Source organism: Lactobacillus sp. ESL0785 (genome assembly GCF_029395455.1).
Classification (GTDB): Bacteria; Bacillota; Bacilli; order Lactobacillales; family Lactobacillaceae; genus Lactobacillus.
Map to the genome: position 1 here is coordinate 765,435 of NZ_CP113916.1, position 19,370 is coordinate 784,804.

The 19,370-nt window shown below is 37.7% G+C and carries 21 protein-coding genes; 17 read left to right on the forward strand and 4 right to left on the reverse strand.

Annotated elements, in window-relative coordinates; genetic code table 11:
- Nucleotides 1-15: 15 nt before the first annotated feature.
- The 17 genes from sepF to OZY43_RS03825 all read left to right on the forward strand — a co-directional run bounded on the left by sepF (nucleotide 16) and on the right by OZY43_RS03825 (nucleotide 15,697).
- Nucleotides 16-459: a cell division protein SepF gene (gene sepF, locus OZY43_RS03745; RefSeq protein ID WP_277166097.1), complete on the forward strand. Its 444-nt coding sequence runs from the start codon at nucleotides 16-18 to the stop codon at nucleotides 457-459.
- Nucleotides 459-761, forward strand: a complete 303-nt coding sequence (locus tag OZY43_RS03750) for a YggT family protein (protein ID WP_277166099.1) — start codon at nucleotides 459-461, stop codon at nucleotides 759-761. Before sepF ends, OZY43_RS03750 begins: the two co-directional genes overlap by 1 nt.
- Nucleotides 761-1,561 (forward strand): YlmH/Sll1252 family protein, encoded by an 801-nt coding sequence (locus OZY43_RS03755; RefSeq protein WP_277166101.1) that lies wholly within the window; start codon nucleotides 761-763, stop codon nucleotides 1,559-1,561. The genes OZY43_RS03750 and OZY43_RS03755 overlap by 1 nt, the downstream gene beginning before the upstream one ends.
- A complete protein-coding gene (locus OZY43_RS03760) occupies nucleotides 1,537-2,310 on the forward strand; it encodes a DivIVA domain-containing protein (RefSeq protein ID WP_277166103.1) in 774 nt (257 codons plus the stop codon). Before OZY43_RS03755 ends, OZY43_RS03760 begins: the two co-directional genes overlap by 25 nt.
- 226 nt (nucleotides 2,311-2,536) lie before the next feature.
- Complete coding sequence (ileS, locus tag OZY43_RS03765; RefSeq protein WP_277166106.1) at nucleotides 2,537-5,326, forward strand: isoleucine--tRNA ligase; 2,790 nt, start codon at nucleotides 2,537-2,539, stop codon at nucleotides 5,324-5,326.
- Nucleotides 5,326-5,547 (forward strand): cold shock domain-containing protein, encoded by a 222-nt coding sequence (locus OZY43_RS03770; RefSeq protein WP_277166108.1) that lies wholly within the window; start codon nucleotides 5,326-5,328, stop codon nucleotides 5,545-5,547. Before ileS ends, OZY43_RS03770 begins: the two co-directional genes overlap by 1 nt.
- Nucleotides 5,548-6,111 carry an NUDIX hydrolase gene (locus OZY43_RS03775; protein ID WP_277166110.1) on the forward strand — a complete coding sequence of 188 codons (564 nt, stop codon included), beginning with the start codon at nucleotides 5,548-5,550 and terminating at the stop codon, nucleotides 6,109-6,111.
- Between the two features lies 1 nt (nucleotide 6,112).
- The gene (locus OZY43_RS03780; RefSeq protein WP_277166112.1) at nucleotides 6,113-6,421 is read left to right on the forward strand and encodes a hypothetical protein; all 309 of its coding nucleotides are present in this window, start codon (nucleotides 6,113-6,115) and stop codon (nucleotides 6,419-6,421) included.
- A 20-nt stretch (nucleotides 6,422-6,441) separates the two neighbouring features.
- On the forward strand, nucleotides 6,442-7,137 hold the full coding sequence (locus tag OZY43_RS03785; RefSeq protein WP_277166114.1) for a 5'-methylthioadenosine/adenosylhomocysteine nucleosidase: 696 nt from the start codon (nucleotides 6,442-6,444) through the stop codon (nucleotides 7,135-7,137).
- Entirely contained in the window at nucleotides 7,138-8,295 is a 1,158-nt protein-coding gene (locus OZY43_RS03790) for a cysteine desulfurase family protein (protein WP_277166116.1), read from the forward strand.
- 48 nt (nucleotides 8,296-8,343) lie between these two features.
- Nucleotides 8,344-8,685 (forward strand): DUF1831 domain-containing protein, encoded by a 342-nt coding sequence (locus OZY43_RS03795; RefSeq protein WP_277166118.1) that lies wholly within the window; start codon nucleotides 8,344-8,346, stop codon nucleotides 8,683-8,685.
- Nucleotides 8,686-8,721: 36 nt separating this feature from the next.
- Nucleotides 8,722-9,813, forward strand: a complete 1,092-nt coding sequence (mnmA, locus tag OZY43_RS03800) for a tRNA 2-thiouridine(34) synthase MnmA (RefSeq protein ID WP_277166348.1) — start codon at nucleotides 8,722-8,724, stop codon at nucleotides 9,811-9,813.
- A gap of 106 nt (nucleotides 9,814-9,919) precedes the next feature.
- Nucleotides 9,920-10,579 carry a histidine phosphatase family protein gene (locus OZY43_RS03805; RefSeq protein WP_277166120.1) on the forward strand — a complete coding sequence of 220 codons (660 nt, stop codon included), beginning with the start codon at nucleotides 9,920-9,922 and terminating at the stop codon, nucleotides 10,577-10,579.
- On the forward strand, nucleotides 10,579-11,226 hold the full coding sequence (locus OZY43_RS03810) for a tetratricopeptide repeat protein (RefSeq protein ID WP_277166122.1): 648 nt from the start codon (nucleotides 10,579-10,581) through the stop codon (nucleotides 11,224-11,226). The genes OZY43_RS03805 and OZY43_RS03810 overlap by 1 nt, the downstream gene beginning before the upstream one ends.
- Nucleotides 11,219-13,570 (forward strand): ATP-dependent RecD-like DNA helicase, encoded by a 2,352-nt coding sequence (locus tag OZY43_RS03815; protein WP_277166125.1) that lies wholly within the window; start codon nucleotides 11,219-11,221, stop codon nucleotides 13,568-13,570. Before OZY43_RS03810 ends, OZY43_RS03815 begins: the two co-directional genes overlap by 8 nt.
- Nucleotides 13,571-13,583: 13 nt before the next feature.
- Nucleotides 13,584-13,973, forward strand: a complete 390-nt coding sequence (locus OZY43_RS03820; RefSeq protein WP_277166127.1) for a DUF1828 domain-containing protein — start codon at nucleotides 13,584-13,586, stop codon at nucleotides 13,971-13,973.
- 119 nt (nucleotides 13,974-14,092) lie between these two features.
- On the forward strand, nucleotides 14,093-15,697 hold the full coding sequence (locus OZY43_RS03825) for an APC family permease (RefSeq protein WP_277166129.1): 1,605 nt from the start codon (nucleotides 14,093-14,095) through the stop codon (nucleotides 15,695-15,697).
- Between the two features lie 40 nt (nucleotides 15,698-15,737).
- On the opposite strand, the gene OZY43_RS03830 is transcribed toward OZY43_RS03825, so the two are convergent.
- The 4 genes from OZY43_RS03830 to def all read right to left on the reverse strand — a co-directional run bounded on the left by OZY43_RS03830 (nucleotide 15,738) and on the right by def (nucleotide 19,362).
- A complete protein-coding gene (locus tag OZY43_RS03830; RefSeq protein ID WP_277166131.1) occupies nucleotides 15,738-16,673 on the reverse strand; it encodes a YegS/Rv2252/BmrU family lipid kinase in 936 nt (311 codons plus the stop codon).
- Nucleotides 16,674-16,720: 47 nt separating this feature from the next.
- A complete protein-coding gene (locus OZY43_RS03835) occupies nucleotides 16,721-18,400 on the reverse strand; it encodes a ribonuclease J (protein ID WP_277166133.1) in 1,680 nt (559 codons plus the stop codon).
- Between the two features lie 6 nt (nucleotides 18,401-18,406).
- On the reverse strand, nucleotides 18,407-18,631 hold the full coding sequence (locus tag OZY43_RS03840) for a DNA-dependent RNA polymerase subunit epsilon (protein WP_277166135.1): 225 nt from the start codon (nucleotides 18,629-18,631) through the stop codon (nucleotides 18,407-18,409).
- Nucleotides 18,632-18,807: 176 nt separating this feature from the next.
- Complete coding sequence (gene def, locus OZY43_RS03845) at nucleotides 18,808-19,362, reverse strand: peptide deformylase (RefSeq protein ID WP_277166137.1); 555 nt, start codon at nucleotides 19,360-19,362, stop codon at nucleotides 18,808-18,810.
- Between the last annotated feature and the right edge of the window lie 8 nt (nucleotides 19,363-19,370).

Consider the following 19,370-nt stretch of genomic DNA (forward strand, 5'->3'; position numbering starts at 1 on the left):
GAGGCAACAAGTAGAATGGCTTTAAGCAAATTGGGCAAGTTCTTTGGTATATCAAATGAAGATGACGATATAATGGACGGCGAAGAATATTTAGATGACCGCGAAGTTGAAAATGATAACAACATTCCTTTGGGTGCCATTGACCATGACAAAGTGGTTTCGATTAAATCAGGGATGAATACGGCCAAAAGTAAGATAGTTCTTTACGAGCCACGAGTTTATTCTGATGCTAAAGATGTTGCTCAAAATTTATTAAACAACAAGGCAGTAATCATCAATTTTAGTCGAATGGAAGATACCTCTGCACGTCGGATTGTTGATTTTATTACTGGAACTGTCTACGCTTTAAATGGTGAAATTCAACGAATAGGTGATAAGATCTTTTTGGCAACGCCGCCTAAATTTGTTACTAATGGTAAAATCAGTGACCTAGTTGATAAGAAAGATAATTTGAGTTAATGATCACAATAATTGCTTATATTTTGTATGCTCTTAAGTGGCTGGTTTGGTTATATAGTATTTTGATGGTAATTGATGCTATTATGAGTTGGGTGCCATCGCTGCGAAATTCAGCTGTCGGACAACTACTTAACCGGTTAATCGAGCCATATGTAAATATTTTTCGTAAAGGTCCAATTCAAAAAATATCTTATGCAACTGGATTGGATTTATCGTTTCTGCTAGGCCTGCTGTTACTCTACTTTATTCAAGATTATGTTTTTGGGTGGCTAGTAAATATTTTATTGCGGGTGTTTGCTTAATGAAAAGAAGACAAGCAAGTAGTTTTTATCCGCATTTTGATTCAGAAGAAAAATCGACTGTTGACAAGATGGTCGGTTTTTTTAATCAGGTTATTTTTCAACATGAAGCAATTTTGACTGATTTTTTGGATCCAGGACAAAGAGATATTTTAAAAACAGTTGTTGGCAGCGATTTGTTTGTTCAAGAATTTGGTGGTTATCCAGCTGCTGAAAAGCAGCGTGTTTATATCAGTGAAGAATGGAAAAATTTGCAATTACAAGATTATCAAGTTACTGCATGTACAATTTCTTATCCCAATAAATTTGTTCAATTAACACATAGTTCGATTTTGGGAACTTTGGCTAATTCAGGTGTTGAAACTGATACATTTGGTGATATTATCACTGATGGTCGGGGTGAGTGGCAGTTTTTTATTAAGACAGAGTTGCTAGACTTTTTTACAGAACAAATTGACCGAATTGGTCGCACTCATGTTAGAATCGATCTGGTCGCACCACAAAAAATTGTGATGCCAGAAGATGATGGTGCCAGTGTAACAATTATTGTAGCTTCGTTGCGGTTAGATGCGGTTTTAGCTGCAATTAGTAAAAATAGTCGTCGGCAAATAAAAGCAGCACTTGCTACTGATTTTGTCAAATTAAATTGGCATCGAGTGCAAGATTCTAATATAATAGTAAAGGTAATGGATGTTCTTAGCTTGCGGCATTTTGGTCGCTGCCAAGTGCAAGACATTACAACAACTAAAAAAGGTAAATATAAGGTGGTGCTAAAACTGTGGCAGACAAAGAAACACAAATAAGACGTTTAACGCCAATGGATATCCACAATCAAGAGTTTAAAAAACGTGGTCTTAATGGTTATGATCGTCATGAGGTTGATAGCTTTTTAGATCATATTGTTGATGATTATGGCGATGCTTTGGATCAAACAGCTGACTTGAAAAATAATATTGTTGAGTTAAAGACCCAAATAACAGATTTGCAAAAGCAGGTTGAACAATATAAACAAATTTCAAAAGTTGCTGAACAAGCACTTCCAAATGCTCAAGCAAGGGCACAAGAAATTGTTAATGAAGCGACTGCACAGGCTAAAACTGATGTTAATTTTGAACGGCAGCAACAAGAGACTTTGCACTCTGATTATGAACGTTTGAAGAAAGAAATTGCCGGCTATCGTAGTCATATTCAAGATTTATTGCAAATTGCAATTGATAATTTAACCGATGAAAAATGGCAGCGAGCTTTAGATAAATATTTTTCTACTGAACGTTTTTATCCGCCAGATGGTTCAGAGCCAATAACTTTAGCTGATGATGACGTAAATATTGATGACGATGAAGAGCCAGATGAGCTTGACAATGATGATGATGATGACGTAAACTTTGAGGAAGGTATTGACGAGGATCGTGATGAAGATGACGATGAGCCACAGCCAATGACAGGTGACAGTTCCAATCATGAGACCATCAATTCCTCGCAAAGTAACCAAGCAATAGATGATTCGAAAACAAAAATTGTTTTTCCTGATGATTATAAGAATCATAATTAATAATAGACTGACAGTAAAACTTGCAGGCAATTCAGCGAATTAGCGCTGGTGGGAGGCTAATATAAGAGCTTGTTAAGTTGATCAGCTGTCAATTAAGGTCTATTACGTCAATTGCACGATACGCAATACATAAGTGGAGCTTAATAGCTCAATTTAGGTGGTACCACGATAATTAACCTCGCCCTAATTAGGGACGAGGTCTTTTTTTACAGAAGGGAATTTAATAATGAGAGTTAAAGATACACTCAATTTGGGTAAAACCAAATTTAAAATGCGGGGCAATCTTCCAGTTCGTGAAGCTCAATGGCAAAAAGAATGGGAAGAAAACAAATTATATGAACAGAGATTAAAGTTAAACGAAGGCAAGCCACGGTTTGACTTACATGATGGCCCTCCATTTGCTAATGGTAATATTCATATGGGTCATGCGATGAATAAAGTTTCTAAGGATATCATTGTTCGCTATAAGAACATGTCTGGTTATTACGCTCCTTACGTTCCTGGTTGGGATACTCACGGTTTGCCAATTGAGCAGCAATTAGCTAAGCAGGGTGTTGACCGGAAAACAATGAATCGTGCTGAATACCGTAAGCTTTGTGAAGAATATGCTAGAAAAGAAATTAAAAAGCAAATGGCTGACTTTAAACGGCTAGGTGTGATGGGCGATTGGGATCATCCTTATATTACTTTGCAGCCTGAATATGAAGCAGAAGAAATTCGTGTTTTCGGTAAAATGTATGAAAAAGGCTATATCTACAAGGGTAAGAAGCCAGTTTATTGGTCACCGTCAAGTGAATCAACTTTAGCTGAAGCTGAAGTTGAATATCATGATATTAAAACACCAGCAATTTATGTTGCTTTTCCTGTAAAAGATGGTAAGGGTGTTTTAGATACTAAAGATACTTACTTTGTAATTTGGACTACGACACCGTGGACCATTCCGTCAAACTTGGGGATCATTGTTAATCCTAAATTTGATTATTCAGTTGTTCAAGTTGGCGATAAGCGTTATGTAATTGGTACTGATCGTCTTGAAGCAGTTGCGCAAGATTTAGGTTGGACTGATTATCAAGTTGTGCAACACCTGCAAGGCACTGAGATGGATCGCATGGTTGCTAAGCATCCACTTTATGATCAAGATTCATTAGTAATGAACGCTCTGTATGTCACTGCTAATGATGGTACTGGATTAGTTCATAGTGCACCCGGTTTTGGTGAAGATGACTATAATGTTGGTCAAAAATATGGTTTGCCAGTTTTCAGTCCGATGGATAATAAAGGCTGCTTTACTAAGGATATTCCTGATCCAGATCTAGTTGGTATGTTTTATGATGATGCTAACAAGGTTGTTAGTGAAAAATTGAAGCAATCAGGTAATTTACTGAAGTTAAGCTTCTTTACCCACTCATACCCACATGATTGGCGGACAAAGAAGCCAGTGGTTTACCGAGCAACAACGCAGTGGTTTGCTTCAATTAGCAAGTGTCGTGACCAAATTCTTGAACAAATCGACAAAGTGAATTTTACACCATCTTGGGGTAAGTTACGTCTGCACAACATGATTAAAGACCGTGGCGACTGGGTAATTTCACGTCAGCGTGCATGGGGTGTTCCACTACCAATTTTTTACGCTGAGGATGACACGCCAATTGTTACTCCAGAAACAATTGAGTATATTGCGCAAATTTTTGCTAAAGAAGGTTCAAATGCTTGGTATACACATACTGCAGAAGAATTACTTCCAGCTGGTTTTACTTCTGAGCATTCACCAAATGGTAAATTTAGAAAAGAAACTGACATTTTGGACGTTTGGTTTGATTCAGGGTCGTCTCACCAAGCTGTAATGGCACATCGGGATGATTTACGTTTCCCAGCTGATCTTTATCTTGAAGGCAGTGACCAGTATCGTGGTTGGTTTAATTCCAGTTTGATTACAGCGGTTGCAGCAACTGGCCAGGCACCATATAAGGGTATTTTGTCTCAAGGATTTGTTCTTGATGACAAAGGACACAAGATGTCTAAGTCATTAGGTAATGTTATTTCACCAAATGATGTAATTAAGCAAATGGGTGCAGAAATTATTCGTTTGTGGGTCGCTTCAGTTGATACTACTTCAGATGTTGCTGTTTCCCAAGATATTTTACGTCAAACTTCAGAGAGTTACCGGAAGATCAGAAACACTTTCCGTTATATGTTGGCTAACACAACTGACTTTGATCCAAGTAAAAATCGTATAGCTTATAAGGAAATGAATTCAATTGATCAGTATATGGAAGTGCGTTTGAATGATTTGGTTAAAGATTGCCTAACTGATTATGATCATTACGATTTTAATTCTGTTTATAAGCAGGTCTTTGCCTTTATTTCAAATGATTTATCAGCCTTTTATCTGGACTTTGCAAAAGATGTTCTGTACATTGAGAGTGAAGATGGTCTTGCAAGACGATCAATGCAAACAGTTATTTATGATGCCGCTGTTAAATTAGCGAAAATTTTAACCCCAATTTTGCCACATACAATGGAAGAAATTTGGTCGTTCTTAAAAGAAAAGGAAGACTACATTCAACTTGCAAATATGCCAGAAGTTGAAACTTTTGCTAATCGTGAAGAATTGTTAGATAATTGGCATCACTTTATGAACTTACGCGATGATGTCTTAAAGGCTTTGGAAGAAGCACGGGATAAGAAGTTAATTGGTAAGTCATTTGAAGCTGCGGTTACACTTTATCCAACTAAGGAAACTAAAACTGTTCTTGATGAATTAAATGCCGACTTTAGACAGATTTTAATTGTTTCTAAGTTGACAATTGCTACTGGAGAAGCTCCTGAAAATGCTGAACAATTACCAAATGCAGCAATTATTGTTGAACATGCTGCAGGTGAAGTTTGTCCACGTTGTCGGATGATCAGAACTGATATTGGTGCCGACAGTAGTTTGCCAATGCTTTGTGGCCGTTGTAGTAAGATTGTTAAGCAAGATCATCCTGAAGCGGTTCAGGAAGGATTAGAAGAATAATGCGTTTAGGAACAGTAAAGCAATTTGATCATGACAGTAGTTTTGGTTTTATTGAAGATAATGAAAACCATAAGTCATACTTTGTCTTTTACACGGCAATTAAGGAAGAGGGCTATCGTCATCTTCAAGTAGGACAAAAGGTTAAATATCAGCTTGCACAGGGTAAGAATGGTTTGCAATGTGTGAATGTCTATTTGGCTGATTCGCAGGAAAGTGAGTAAATGGATTTAACAGAAACTGAAATTTCTTCAAAGCAAATTTTTAAGGGCCGCATTGTTGACCTCTCAGTTAGAACAATCAAATTGCCAAACGGTGCAACTTCGACTAGAGAGGTGATTAAACATCAACCAGCTGCAGCTGTGATTGCGGTTAATAGTAAGCAGGAAATGTTGCTGGTAGAACAATGGCGTGAGCCGATTAAAGAACTAACGTTGGAAATTCCAGCAGGTTTGATTGATGAAACTGATGCTAGTCCATTAGATGCGATGAAGCGTGAATTAAATGAAGAGGGAGGCTACCGGGCCGATTATTGGGAAAAAATTACCGAGTTTTATTCCTCTCCTGGTTTTACTGATGAAAAATTATACTTGTTTTATTGTGATACTTTAACAAAATTAACTGATAAAAGGCCATTGGATGCTGATGAATTTCTGACAAGTCATTGGTATAATTTGGCAGAACTTAAGCATTTGGCTGCTCAAGGAAAAATTGTCGATGCTAAAACTTTGTATGCGATGAGTGTCTGGGAAAACATGCTGTTGACGGGTGCAGACGCGAAGGAATAAAATGACTGAGAAAAGATCCGATTACCGTAAAAAAATCAAACATAAACAAGAACGTGATTTTTTGCACACGATTAAGTCCGCTTTTGCAGGTGATGATCAAGTCGATGTTAATCCTGACTTTAAACGCGAGCCAGCTGAAGCTAATAAAGTAAATCAGCAACGTAAACAGCGTGAGCATTCTAAACAGTCAAAAACGAATGTTTTAATGCCAGATGAGCGTGCAGTAAAGTTAAAAAAGAAGTTGAATCATGCCATAATACTAACAATTGGTTTGATTATTTTAGTATTATTAGCATTGTTTCATTTATAAAAATTTATTTGAGGAGCAAAATGAAGATAGCAATTATTGTCCCAATGGAAATTGAGGCAGAATATTATCGAAAATATTTTCACTCAGGTAACAAGGAAATGTTCGGATCAACCGTATTCGAGCATTTTTGCGTTAAGGGTAATGATATTTACCTTGGCCTAAGTGGAATTGGCAAGGTACAGGCTGCTATGAATTTGACAAGTTTACTAAGTAGGGTTGAGATTGATCTCATCTTAATGACAGGTACAGCTGGTTCATTAGCTGCTAATGTTCATCGTGAAGACTTATTGCTAGTTGATGCATTTACTTATCATGATGCACATAATACCTTAGCTGGTGATTATGTTGAGGGGCAAATTCCGGGTGAACCTGCGGAATTTAAATTAACTTCACCTGAGAGAAATAAGTTCGCTGCGTTTTTGCAGGCAGAGAAGGTACCTTACCAAGAAGGGTTGGTTGTTACAGGGGATGCGTTTATTGGCTCAGACGAGCAGAAGACAATTATTAAGCAAAACTTTCCAACAGCATTAGCAGTTGAAATGGAAGGCGCGGCTTTTGCTCAGGTTGCTTATCATTTTAATAAACCATTAGTGGCAATGCGGGCAATTTCTGATAATGGCAATGATGATGCTAACAGTGATTTTGATCAATTTGCCAAAAAAGTTGGCGCCAAAGCTGCTAAGCTAATTTGTGCTTATTTAGAGAAGATGAATTAAATGACAGAAATTTATTTAGATAATGCTGCAACGACACCGATGGCACCGGAAGTAATTGATGTGATGACGCAGGAAATGAAAAATGATTTTGGGAATGCCTCAAGTACCTATGAATTGGGGCGTAAAGCACGGCATACAATTGATTATGCACGTAATCAAATTGCGCGGGCAATCAATGCTACTGAAGGCGAAATTATTTTTACATCCGGTGGGTCAGAGAGCAATAATACGGCGATTTTTGGTGTCGCACATAGTCGGTACAAAATTGGCAAAAAAATCATAACAACTAAAATTGAGCATCCGTCTGTATTAAACCCAATGCGCGAATTAGAACGTGAGGGTTATGACGTTACTTATTTAGATGTTGATGAAACAGGTCATATTTCGTTAGCTGATCTCAAGCAAGCACTAACGCCAGAGACAATCTTAGTGTCAGTAATGGCTGTGAATAATGAGGTTGGCAGTATTAACCCATTAGCCGAAATTGGTGACCTCGTTGCTGCTAGCAATGCTTATTTTCATGTTGATGCTGTTCAGGGCTTAGGCAATATTGATCTTGATGTCAAGCAAATGAAGATTGACTTATTATCAACGTCAGCACATAAGATTAATGGACCAAAATTTTTGGGCTTTTTATATGAAAATCAAAAAATTCAATTGCCCCCATTAATTATGGGTGGTGAACAAGAAGTTAAGAGACGGGCTGGGACGGAAAATGTTCCAGCAATTGCTGGTTTTGGTGCAGCCGTTAATGCAATTGCCGCTGTTGACAAGACTGCTTTACAAGCAACGTATCAACACTGGCAGGATCTGATTTTGCAATTTTTAGATCAAGCTGGGGTTCAATATCAGATTAATGGTGGTCGAGGTAAACAAGTCTCGCACCACGTTCTGAATTTACGCATTAATGGTGTTGCAACAACGATTTTGCAAGCTAATCTTGATCTAGCAGGCTTTGCTGTTTCTGGTGGATCAGCTTGTACAGCTGGTTCGCTTGAGCCGTCACATGTTTTGGTAGCCTGTTTTGGTAAAAAATCACCGCGGGTAAATGAATCTATTCGAATTTCTTTTGGGCGCTATAATACGGATCAGGAAGTAAAAGCTTTTGCTGCTGCATTAGCTAAAATTGCGCTTAAAGTGCAACAGAAAAATAAATAGTTGCTTTCTTTGTTAAATTAACTTATTATAAGTAAGTGAGGTAAAATTATGGCAAATACAGTTATAATTAATGGTGATAATCGCAAATTTACTCTTAGTCCAGATTTAAAACTTTATGCATTAATTGATGCTGGTTTTGTGAAAACTGTTAAAGGGAACTTTAATTATGAGCATCCACTCTATAATGAGTCTCCTTATGATGCGCCAACTAAGCTGAAAATGACAATTAATAAGGCAATGACGCATTTAACGATGGTTGTAACTGATCGCAGTGGGTTAAAGAAAGTAAATATTTTTAAGAACAAACAATTAGCGCAGACTGTAGAATTGTTGGATTATATCCTTAAGGATTTGGCTGAGCGTAAAATTATTGTTTCCGTAAAGGATTGATGAAAGTTGGCAAAAAAAGCAAGAGTCGTTGTGGGCATGAGTGGGGGCGTAGATTCATCCGTTTCTGCCTTATTGCTTAAGCAGCAGGGCTATGATGTAATCGGCGTCTTTATGAAGAACTGGGATGACACTGATGATGCTGGCGTATGTACTGCAACAGAAGATTACGATGATGTTAAGCGCGTGGCAGATCAAATAGGGATCCCATATTATTCAATTAACTTTGAAAAAGAATATTGGCACCGTGTTTTTGAATACTTTTTAAATGAATATAAAAAAGGACGCACACCTAATCCTGATGTAATGTGTAATAGCCAAATTAAGTTTAAGTCATTTTTGGAATTTGCTATGAATTTGGATGCTGATTATATTGCAATGGGGCACTATGCTAAAACAGTGACTGATGAAAACGGGTTGACGCACATGATGCGACCAAAAGATGGTAATAAGGACCAAACTTATTTTTTAAGCCAATTAAATCAGAATCAAATTAGTAAAGTTATTTTTCCATTAGCTGATTTAACTAAGCCACAAGTACGTGAAATTGCTATTAAAGCAGGTTTAGCAACGGCAAAGAAAAAAGATTCTACCGGAATTTGCTTTATTGGTGAGCGGAATTTCCGCAAGTTTTTGAGTGAATTTTTACCAGCCAAGTCTGGTAAGATGATTACACCAGATGGTAAAGTTGTTGGCGAGCATGCGGGACTGATGTACTATACAATTGGGCAACGTTCAGGCCTTGGCCTTGGTTCAACTAAAGAGTCAACCGACCCATGGTTTGTTGTTGGTAAGGATCTTAAGAAGAATGAATTAATTGTTGAGCAGGGTTATGATAGTGAATTATTGTATGCCACTAGGCTTGAAGCAAGTGAAATGTCCTTTTTTACTGGTCAACCTAAGGCTGATTTTAAAATTCATTGTAGTGCTAAGTTCCGTTATCGGCAGCCTGATGTTGGGGTAACGGTGACATATCATGCAGCAACTAATACTGCAACTGTTTATTTTGACGAACCGGCAAGAGCAGTTACACCAGGACAAGCATTAGTTTTGTATCGTGGTGAAGAATGCTTAGGTGGCGGCAATATTGATACTGCTTATCAAGATGAACGACAATTACAGTTAGTTTAATTTAGTAAGAGAGAAAAATGATTAAAGCATTTTTCTCTTTTTCTTTTGTCCTAATTAAATGATAAACTAGACAAGAATAAGCAAAAGAAAAGAGATAAATTAACTGATGCAAATTTACTTTGTACGTCACGGAAAAACGGAATGGAATCTTGAACGGCGCTTTCAAGGTGGTCACGGCGATTCACCATTGTTACCGCAGAGCTTAATTGATATTAAGAAGTTGGGTAAGTATCTTATGGGAACTAAGTTTCAGGCAATTTATACTAGTCCCTTAAAGCGGGCGTTTAAGACAGCTCAAGTAATTGATACTGTGATGAATGCTGGGCTTTCCGTAATTATTGATGAACGGCTACGCGAATTTGATTTGGGTAAAATGGAAGGTCTGCAGTTTACCCAAGCAAAGCAAAAATATCCTAAACAGGCAGCTGATTTGTGGGCGCATCCTGATCTCTATGATGGCCATAGTATTGGTGGTGAAAATTATGCTGAAGTAATTGCGCGGGGACAGAATTTTGCTCGTAGTGTTGCACAAAAATTTCCTAATGATAATGATCGAGTACTTGCGGTTAGTCACGGTGCAGCCTTATCGGCAATTATGGGTGGTTTATTAGGTTATTCACTCAAAAATGTACGGCAAAATGGTAGTTTGAATAATACAAGTCTAACTATTTTAGAAACTAAAGATGAGGGATGTAACTTTCATGCACTAGTGTGGAATGAAACAGACTTTTTGGATCGGAAAATTTCAGAAACGGATGCATTATAATGGGACAGCAGGATAAAAAACAGGCTGAACAAACAAAAATTAACCAGCAAATTCATCAATTGGTAACGCGCATTGACCAAGATCCCCAAAATACGACCAATTATTTGCAATTAGCAACTTGTTTACTTGATCAGGGAAGTTTTGCTCAAGCAACGCAATTATTGGAACAGGCTAAGCACTTAGTTAATAAGCCACAGGACTTAGATTATGACTTAGCAGTTTGCTATTATATGCAGGGTGAATTTACCAAGGCATTGACACTACTTGATCAGATTCCCAATGATGATTTGGTTTTATACCAAAAAGCCCTAGTTTATCTTAAAATTGGTCAACAACAAAAAGCCTTGGCGTATGCATTGACGATTAAGCACGTTGATGATCGGGTACGGGAATTACTAGGTGATATTTGGCTCAGTTTGGGGCAATTGGATGAAGCTCAGAAAAGTTATCGGCAGATTGGACTAGCCAATAGAAGTGCGAAGGTTGATTTTTTATTAGGAATTACGATACTTGCAGAAGATCGCACGGCGGCCAAGAAGTTTTTTGAGCAAGCTAAAGAGCTGGATCCGAAGTACTACCAGCAGGCGCTGGACCAATATGCCGCAATTCTTAAGATGATTAACGATAAAGGAAAGAATAATGACTGAATTTACAGGGAAAATTAGTGGCATTGTATTTGAAAATGACCAAGATCTCTATAAAATTCTTGATGTTGCGATTATTGGAAAATTAACAGATTATGACCGTGAAGATATTAAGGTTACTGGTAATTTTGGTGATATTCAGATTGGTGGTAATTACCGTTTTGTTGGGAAATTGGTCGTTCATAATAAGTTTGGGTTACAATTTCATTGTGACAGTTACCAGCAGGCAATGCCACATGAAGAAGGCAGTTTAACGCGGTATTTGAGTTCGAGTAAATTTCCCGGAATTGGGAAAAAGGCAGCTAATACAATTATTGCTGAATTAGGCGTGGATGCACTAACAATTTTAAAAGAAAAACCAGCTAAAATTGCTACTTTGTCCTTGACCCAGAAGCAAAAAGATAGTCTTTTAGCTGGCATTAATGCGATGGATTCGTATTCAGAAATTGTTTTAAAATTAGGACAATTTGGCCTGAATAAAAAAGTTGCTAATCGTTTATACCAAATATATCATGGTGAAACCTTATCTAAACTGCGGGAAGATCCTTATGCGTCAATCGATGAAGTTGCTGGTTACGGTTTTAAAAGTGCTGATCGAATGGGACGAGAACTTGGAATTAGTATTGATGATCCACGACGGATTAATGGCGCACTTTTTCAAGTTTTACTTGATGAATTGAGTAAGTCCGGCAATACGTATGTGAAGTTAGCCCAATTGTTAACAGATGCCAGTAAATTATTACAGATTACTAAGTTTGATCCTATTGCTAATTGCATTAATCAGTTGCAACATGATGGTAAGTTAGTAGTTGCTGGTGAGGATGCAGCTTTACAGAATATTTTTCAGACAGAAACAGAGATCGCACTGATAATGAAAAATTTAATTGCCAATCGTGAGCAGCAGGAAGATGAACAATATAGCGATCATGCTGTTAACAAGGCAATTAACAGAGCCGAAAAAGACCTTAAAATCAAGTATGATGATACGCAAAAAGTGGCGATTAAAAATGCTTTAACACATCCAATTTCGATTTTAACGGGTGGTCCAGGTACAGGGAAGACCACTATCATTAACGGTATTTTATTGGCATTGCGTTATCTAGCGGAAATTCCAGCTGCGGCATTATATAGCAATGATCCGCCATTTTTGCTAGCAGCACCAACTGGTCGTGCTGCTAAGAGAATGGAAGAAATTACAGGCATTCCAGCGAAAACAATTCACCGTATGCTCGGTTTGGGTATTGGTAATAACGATAATACTGATTTAAATGAATTAAACGGAGAGATTTTGATTATTGATGAAATGTCAATGGTTGATATGTTTTTGTTTAAGCAATTAATTATGAGTATTAATCAAACTAAGCATATTGTCTTTGTGGGGGATAAGGATCAGCTTCCTTCAGTTGGCCCAGGTAATGTATTTAGTGACCTTATTAAGTCCGAAACCCTGCCTACGACTGTTTTAACGCAAATTCACCGCCAAGGTGATGATTCAAGTATTATTACTTTGGCACACGATATTAATGAAGGTCAAGATCAGGAAGCGCTGTTCAAAAAGACTAAAAATTATTCCTTTATTTCTAGTCCACCGCATGAAATTGGTCACGTAGTTAGTCAAATTGTTGAGCGTGCTTTGGCAAAAGGCTTTGATCCGGATGATATTCAGGTCTTAAGTGCAATGTATCATGGTGATGGCGGCGTGACTAATCTTAATAATTTAATTCAAGAAATTATGAATCCAGATACGCCAACCAGTAAGCATTTAAAAGTTCATGATGAAATTTTTCGCATTGGTGATCGAATTTTGCAATTGCAAAATAATCCAGAAAAAGATATTTATAATGGGCAAATTGGCAAAATTTTAGCAATTGATGAAAAAAATTCTAAAAAATGTTTAACAGCAGATTTTGATGGCCGTGAAGTTAATTTTAGTAAAAAAGATCTATTCGATTTAACTAGGGCTTATGCAATTACGATTCATAAATCTCAAGGATCTGAATTTCCGTTGGTTATCTTAAATTTGACAATGCAAAATTATGTGATGCTGAAGCGTAATTTGTTATATACAGCTGTCACACGGGCTGAAAAGAATTTGGTTTTGGTTGGTGATCCGCGAGCTTATGTTATGGCACTCAATACATCAGGAAATGATCGTAAAACAGGACTAACTGCTAAATTGCAAAAGCAATTTGCTGTTCCAGATAGTAAAGCTAGCCTTGATCTTGAACAAGAAAGCAAGGCACAAACTGCTGCTCAGGATTATTTTTTGACACCGGAATTAATTTATTCTGGAGAGATTGACCCCATGATTGGGATGCAAGGGATTAAGTTAGCACCGCGGGCATAAGAAAGAAGTAAATATGATAAAAGAAATAACGGAAGCAATTCCGCCTTTAAAAAAAGCAATTGGGGATTGGGTTGCAAAAGAAACCGGTATTGTTACTGTAAGTGCTGATACGTTAGAAGTTGCCACAACTGCAATTGATGCATATGGTGATACTGTTTATTGTTTTGTCCAGAAACAGGGCACGCAATATTTAGTTACTGATGACAGCAGAATACTGTTTAAGCTTGATCCTGGGGTAAGTGATACTGATTTGTATCAGACCGCAGCAGAGATGGCAATTGGTTCAGGATATGATTTTGATGAAGCAACTTGTGCTATTTCCATGCAGGTTGATCAAACTGATGTTGTTCAGACAATAGTAAAGCTAGCTCAATTACAGGTAGCAATTTCGTATTTAGGCTAGAATAAATAATGATAATAAGTCTGTTTAGTACCTTTTAAATAAAATACTTGCCAGCTAGCCATTCCTAATGCTTGACTTTTATGACAGAAGGGGCAAAATTAATTTTATGAAATGAGGTAATGAAAATTAAAAAGCAAAAAATTGGGTTGGTATCACTGACTTTGTTATCGTTAGGTTCAATTATTGGCTCAGGTTGGCTCTTTGGTGCTGGAGAGGGTGCACATTTAGCCGGCCCTGCAGCCATTTTTTCATGGATTATTGGTGCCGTGATTATGGGCTTTATTGCAATTGTTTACACAGAAATGGGAACCATGTTTCAGCAAAGTGGTGGCATGAGTAGGTTTGCCCAGTATACGCATGGGTCATTATTAGGCTTTATTGCTGCTTGGGCTAATTGGGTCTCACTTGAAACAATTTTGCCAATTGAAGCTGTGGCGGCAGTGCAATATCTTAGCTCTTGGCCCTGGCCGTGGGCACGCAGCTTTCATCAATTAATGCATGCGGGACGAATTACTGGTATTGGACTGGTAGTTGTCTTTATTTTTATGGGGATCTTTACATGGATTAATTATTACTCTGTTAATTTGATGGCACGCTTCTCTAACACGATTACTTGGTTTAAAATTATTATTCCAACATTGACTTTTATTTTGCTACTCTTATCCGGGTTTAATGCTCATAATTTAGCTTTGACAACGACAAATTGGTTTCCCCACGGCACAGCACCGATTTTAACGGCGACAACGAGTGCGGGAATTATTTTTTCTTATGACGCATTTCAAACCGTGATTAATCTAGGCAGTGAAATTAAGAATCCTGAAAAAAATATGCGCCGGGCGATTATTATTTCTTTAGCATTGAGTGCAGTTTTGTATACACTATTACAATTTACTTTTGTCGGTAGTATGCCACATCACTTAATTCAACTTAATGGCTGGTCAGGGATCAATTTTAGTTCACCCTTTGCGCAGCTGGCAGTTTTATTAGGTTTAAATTGGTTGTCGATTTTGTTGTATCTTGATGCTTTTGTTTCGCCTTTTGGAACAGGAATTGCCTTTATGGCAACTACCAGTAGGTCACTTGCAGCAATGGCCGAGAATAAGCACTTGCCACACTTTTTAACGGAAATTGACTCTAAATATCATACGCCGCATAAGGCAATGCTGGCTAGTTTACTTGTTAGCATTATTTTAGTGATTTTATTTCCTAATTGGGGACAACTTGCGAGTGTGATTGCGACATCAACTTTGATTGCTTACCTAACGGGGCCAGTTTCAACAGTTGCCTTACGCAGGTTAGCACCTAAGTTTAAACGGCCGATTAAGCTGCATAATTTGCGCTTTCTTGCCCCAATAACTTTTGTTTTGACTAGTTTGGCAGTTTATTGGGGGCAATTCCCGACTACTTGGGAAGTGATGTTAGTTATTCTAGCTGGGATGCCTATTTATGCGTATTATGAATGGAAAAATCATGATCATCAATTTAAGCAGGCTTTACGTGGTAGTTGGTGGTTAATTATTTATCTGCTGGCAATGGCAGGAATATCACTTTTTGGTTCACAAGAATTTGGTGGTTTAAATTGGCTGCATTATCCGTGGGATTTGGTATTGGTAGCAGTGATTAGTATTGGTTTTTACTACTGGGGAGTTAAAAGTGCTTATGCTGGACCAGATCTGACTGAGGCCGCTAAAATTAATAGCAAGACAATTGAAGAAAATGACTAATTAAAAAAGCGTTTTTGCATTTTGAAGTGCAAAAACGCTTTTATTTTAATAAGTTAAATTGACTGACTTTTAATTTTAAATTGAATGTTTGCTGGTAGATTTCTTCACCGTCAACTTGCGCAAATTCTTTTTGCTTGGTTTTGACAATAATTTCTTGAGCTTCAAGGTAATGGAATTGCGGGTCAGTAATATGTGAGCCATCTTTAAGAAGATGGAATAATAATTTAACTAATTTAGGAATGCTAAATTTTTCTACAACAACTGCATCTAAATTATGGCTCGTAATGTTAGCACTGGGTAAAAGTGGAATACCGCCGCCAAGATAGGGATGATTAGTCGTAGTAACTAAGAAGGCATCATCATAGTGCATTTTTTGTGTACTAGTGCGAATCTCGACACTGAATGTAGTCTGATTACGCAATGCACGCAAAATATTGGCGGCATAGATTAATTTACCTTGATTAATTTTATTTAAAATTTCTTTTAACTTAGAATTGTTGCTGAAATGGTTAACAGAAGCATCAAAGCCAATACCAAAACTGTTGGCAAAATAACCGGGTTGATCTTGGTATCCGGCAAGTTCAAAGTAGCCACAATCAATTGCTGTTGGTGCTGGATTAGTCTTTAATCTAGCAAGTAATTTTTCAGGATTGGAACTCAAATTGGCAGCACGAGCAAAATCATTACCAGTACCAGCTGGTAAATAAGCAAAGGCGGTTGCGGGTCTCTTTGAACGTTTAATTCCATTTAAGACCTCATTTAAGGATCCATCACCACCAATTACGAGTAGGATTTCATTAGCTGTATGCGGCTGATTGCTGTATGCTTGTGCCAATTCAATTAGTTCGCCAGCATAATTACTTTTTTGAAAGTCAAAGTTAATCTGCTGGGTAATTAACAAGAGAACTGTTTTCTCAAAAGTTTCTTTGGCATTACCGTTGCCAGCTAATTCATTAACGAGTAGGTGTATTTTCATCTTGTTATTCATCTTACAATTAAAAAAGCCCTATACGGGCTTTTTTATCATTTCTTTTCAATAATCATTGGGAGGATCATTGGTCGTCTTTTAGTTCGTGAATATAAAAAGTCAGAAAGATTTTCAACGATTGCCTTACGAATGACACTGTCTTTAGGGTGGTCCGTTTTATCCATTTCTGTTTTGATAACGTGATAGATATGCTTCTGAGCCTGACTAATTAAGTCAGTTGATTCACGCATGTAAACAAATCCGCGACTCAAAACATCTGGTCCAGCTAAAACTCGTTTGTGCTTGTAATCAACTGTGGCAACAGCAACAACTAAGCCTTCTTCAGATAGAATTTGCCGGTCGTGAACCACAACATTGCCGACATCAGCAGTGCCAGAAGTATCAACATAAACGTCACCAGCTGGCACATGACCAGCAATTCTCGAGCCTTCAGGACCAAAGCAAATAACTTCGCCATTTTCTAAAACAAAAGTTTGGTCAGCTGGAACACCAGCAGCTTGAGCTAATTGGGTATGGATAACCTGCATCCGATATTCGCCGTGAACTGGAATCATATATTTTGGATGAGTTAAACGGACCATCATCTTAAGTTCCTCTTGACCACCATGACCAGAAGTGTGGACGTTATTGACGCGTCCGTGGACGATATTAGCGCCACCTTCCATCAGTTTGTTAATCAAGTGGTTAACACTTAAAGTGTTACCTGGAATTGGATTAGATGAGAAGATAATCGTATCTCCCGGCTGCAGACTAATCTGTCTGTGAGTACCATTAGCAATTCGTGAAAGAGCAGCTAGTGGTTCACCTTGTGAACCAGTACATAAAATCATCGCTTTATCAGCTGGAGTATGATTAATTTCGTTGGCATCAACAATTAAGCCTTCGGGAACGTTAAGGTAGCCTAAATCAATTCCGTTTTGAACACCGTTTTCCATACTGCGACCAAAAATAGCAACTTTTCGGTCAGTATCAATTGCAGCCTGAATGGCAGTTGATACTCGATAGAGATTAGAAGCGAAAGTGGCAAAGATAATGCGGCCATGAATACCCGTAATAATATCATGTAGCGATTTTGCTACAAAACGCTCAGATTTAGTAAATTGGGTAACTTCTGCGTTAGTTGAATCAGAGAGAAGGGCTAAAACGCCTTCTTTACCTAACTTTGCCATCTTCTGAAAATCTGGTGCTGGTTGGTTCATAACTGGTGTCAAGTCAAACTTGAAGTCGCCAGTAAAGACAACTGCACCTAGTGGTGTGTGAACAGCGATTCCCAAAGTATCAGGAATTGAGTGCGTCGTTCTGAAAAATTCAACAGATAATTTCTTAAATTTTAAAACAGTATCTTCATGTTCCTCGTGCAATTCAGTTGTGCGTAAAATGCCGTGTTCCTCAAGTTTGCCCTTGATTAAGGCTAAAGCAAATGGGGTAGCATAAACTGGAATTTCTGGGATTTTTTCTAGTAAAAACGGAATACCACCAATGTGATCTTCGTGACCATGGCTGACAACTAATGCCTTGATTTTTTTCCGGTTTTTAATTAAGTAAGAATAATCGGAAATAACATAGTTGATGCCTAAGAGGTCATCTTCTGGAAATTTAATGCCGCAATCCATGATGATAATTTCATCTTGGTATTGAACACAATACATATTTTTGCCTATTTCATGCAACCCCCCGATTGCAAAAACGGCAACTTCATTATTTTTAATGCGCACGGAAGACTACTTCTTACCTGCGAATGACGTTAATTCGAAATCAGCGTGTTCTTTTTCATATTCTAGCGAATTACCTGTAAGTTCTTGGATGAGTTCAATGTTGTAGGGGGTATTTTCCTCAACCAATGTTCTAGCAGCAACAGTATTGTCTGCTTCCAGGTAAAGAGTCTGGGTTGTTTCTCTTCTTGGGTTAACAACCTTATCTTTTTGATACAAAACTTTGTAGATCATATTTGTATTCTCCTTATTCAGTTATAAAACGTTCTTAATTTGAATATTAATAAAAATATCCAATAGCTAATGAAAATTCTACCATAATTATAATTACAAGTATAGAAACAAGTTCTCATTAATTAGGCACAAAAGCCGCCAAAACAACATTGACGACTTTTGTGCTTAGTTATTTATTAATAAATAACAACAGTATCTTCAGCTAACTTAAACGGGTCTTCTTTATTGATGCGATCGTAAAAGAGGTGCCCTCGCAGATGTTCAATTTCATGGGAAGCAACAATTGCCGGATAATCTTTTAAACGAATCGTCTTTTCTTCACCAGCAACCGTATAGTAATGAATTTTCAACTTGTCAGGGCGGGGAACATAGCCATCGATTACCTTGTCAACACTTAGGCAGCCTTCGCCTTCGCTAAGACAAGCCTGGCGTACTGATTCAGACAAGATTTCCGGGTTAACAAATGTTTCCTTAAAAATAATCTCACCTTTATCATTCGGAACAAGTAACGATGCCATTTGGACACTTTCACCAACTTGTGGTGCAGCTAAACCAACACCAGCCCGCAATTGATGCTTTTTAGCAATCTTGGGATCTTGTGAGTTAATTAAGTACTCCATCATCTCATCAGCTAACTTTTGGTAATGCTCACTTAAAGGAAAAGTTAACGGCTTAGCGACTTGGCGCAAGACAGGGTTACCATCACGGGTAATATCTTTCATTAAAATCAATTAAAATC

What these genes read in the sequence shown, in the direction of transcription:
- sepF (WP_277166097.1), top strand. Translation starts at nt 16, where the DNA reads ATGGCTTTAAGCAAATTGGGCAAGTTCTTTGGTATATCAAATGAAGAT.
- OZY43_RS03750 (WP_277166099.1), top strand. Translation starts at nt 459, where the DNA reads ATGATCACAATAATTGCTTATATTTTGTATGCTCTTAAGTGGCTGGTT.
- OZY43_RS03755 (WP_277166101.1), top strand. Translation starts at nt 761, where the DNA reads ATGAAAAGAAGACAAGCAAGTAGTTTTTATCCGCATTTTGATTCAGAA.
- ileS (WP_277166106.1), top strand. Translation starts at nt 2,537, where the DNA reads ATGAGAGTTAAAGATACACTCAATTTGGGTAAAACCAAATTTAAAATG.
- OZY43_RS03770 (WP_277166108.1), top strand. Translation starts at nt 5,326, where the DNA reads ATGCGTTTAGGAACAGTAAAGCAATTTGATCATGACAGTAGTTTTGGT.
- OZY43_RS03775 (WP_277166110.1), top strand. Translation starts at nt 5,548, where the DNA reads ATGGATTTAACAGAAACTGAAATTTCTTCAAAGCAAATTTTTAAGGGC.
- OZY43_RS03780 (WP_277166112.1), top strand. Translation starts at nt 6,113, where the DNA reads ATGACTGAGAAAAGATCCGATTACCGTAAAAAAATCAAACATAAACAA.
- OZY43_RS03785 (WP_277166114.1), top strand. Translation starts at nt 6,442, where the DNA reads ATGAAGATAGCAATTATTGTCCCAATGGAAATTGAGGCAGAATATTAT.
- OZY43_RS03790 (WP_277166116.1), top strand. Translation starts at nt 7,138, where the DNA reads ATGACAGAAATTTATTTAGATAATGCTGCAACGACACCGATGGCACCG.
- OZY43_RS03795 (WP_277166118.1), top strand. Translation starts at nt 8,344, where the DNA reads ATGGCAAATACAGTTATAATTAATGGTGATAATCGCAAATTTACTCTT.
- mnmA (WP_277166348.1), top strand. Translation starts at nt 8,722, where the DNA reads ATGAGTGGGGGCGTAGATTCATCCGTTTCTGCCTTATTGCTTAAGCAG.
- OZY43_RS03805 (WP_277166120.1), top strand. Translation starts at nt 9,920, where the DNA reads ATGCAAATTTACTTTGTACGTCACGGAAAAACGGAATGGAATCTTGAA.
- OZY43_RS03810 (WP_277166122.1), top strand. Translation starts at nt 10,579, where the DNA reads ATGGGACAGCAGGATAAAAAACAGGCTGAACAAACAAAAATTAACCAG.
- OZY43_RS03815 (WP_277166125.1), top strand. Translation starts at nt 11,219, where the DNA reads ATGACTGAATTTACAGGGAAAATTAGTGGCATTGTATTTGAAAATGAC.
- OZY43_RS03820 (WP_277166127.1), top strand. Translation starts at nt 13,584, where the DNA reads ATGATAAAAGAAATAACGGAAGCAATTCCGCCTTTAAAAAAAGCAATT.
- OZY43_RS03825 (WP_277166129.1), top strand. Translation starts at nt 14,093, where the DNA reads ATGAAAATTAAAAAGCAAAAAATTGGGTTGGTATCACTGACTTTGTTA.
- OZY43_RS03830 (WP_277166131.1), bottom strand. Translation starts at nt 16,673, where the DNA reads ATGAAAATACACCTACTCGTTAATGAATTAGCTGGCAACGGTAATGCC.
- OZY43_RS03840 (WP_277166135.1), bottom strand. Translation starts at nt 18,631, where the DNA reads ATGATCTACAAAGTTTTGTATCAAAAAGATAAGGTTGTTAACCCAAGA.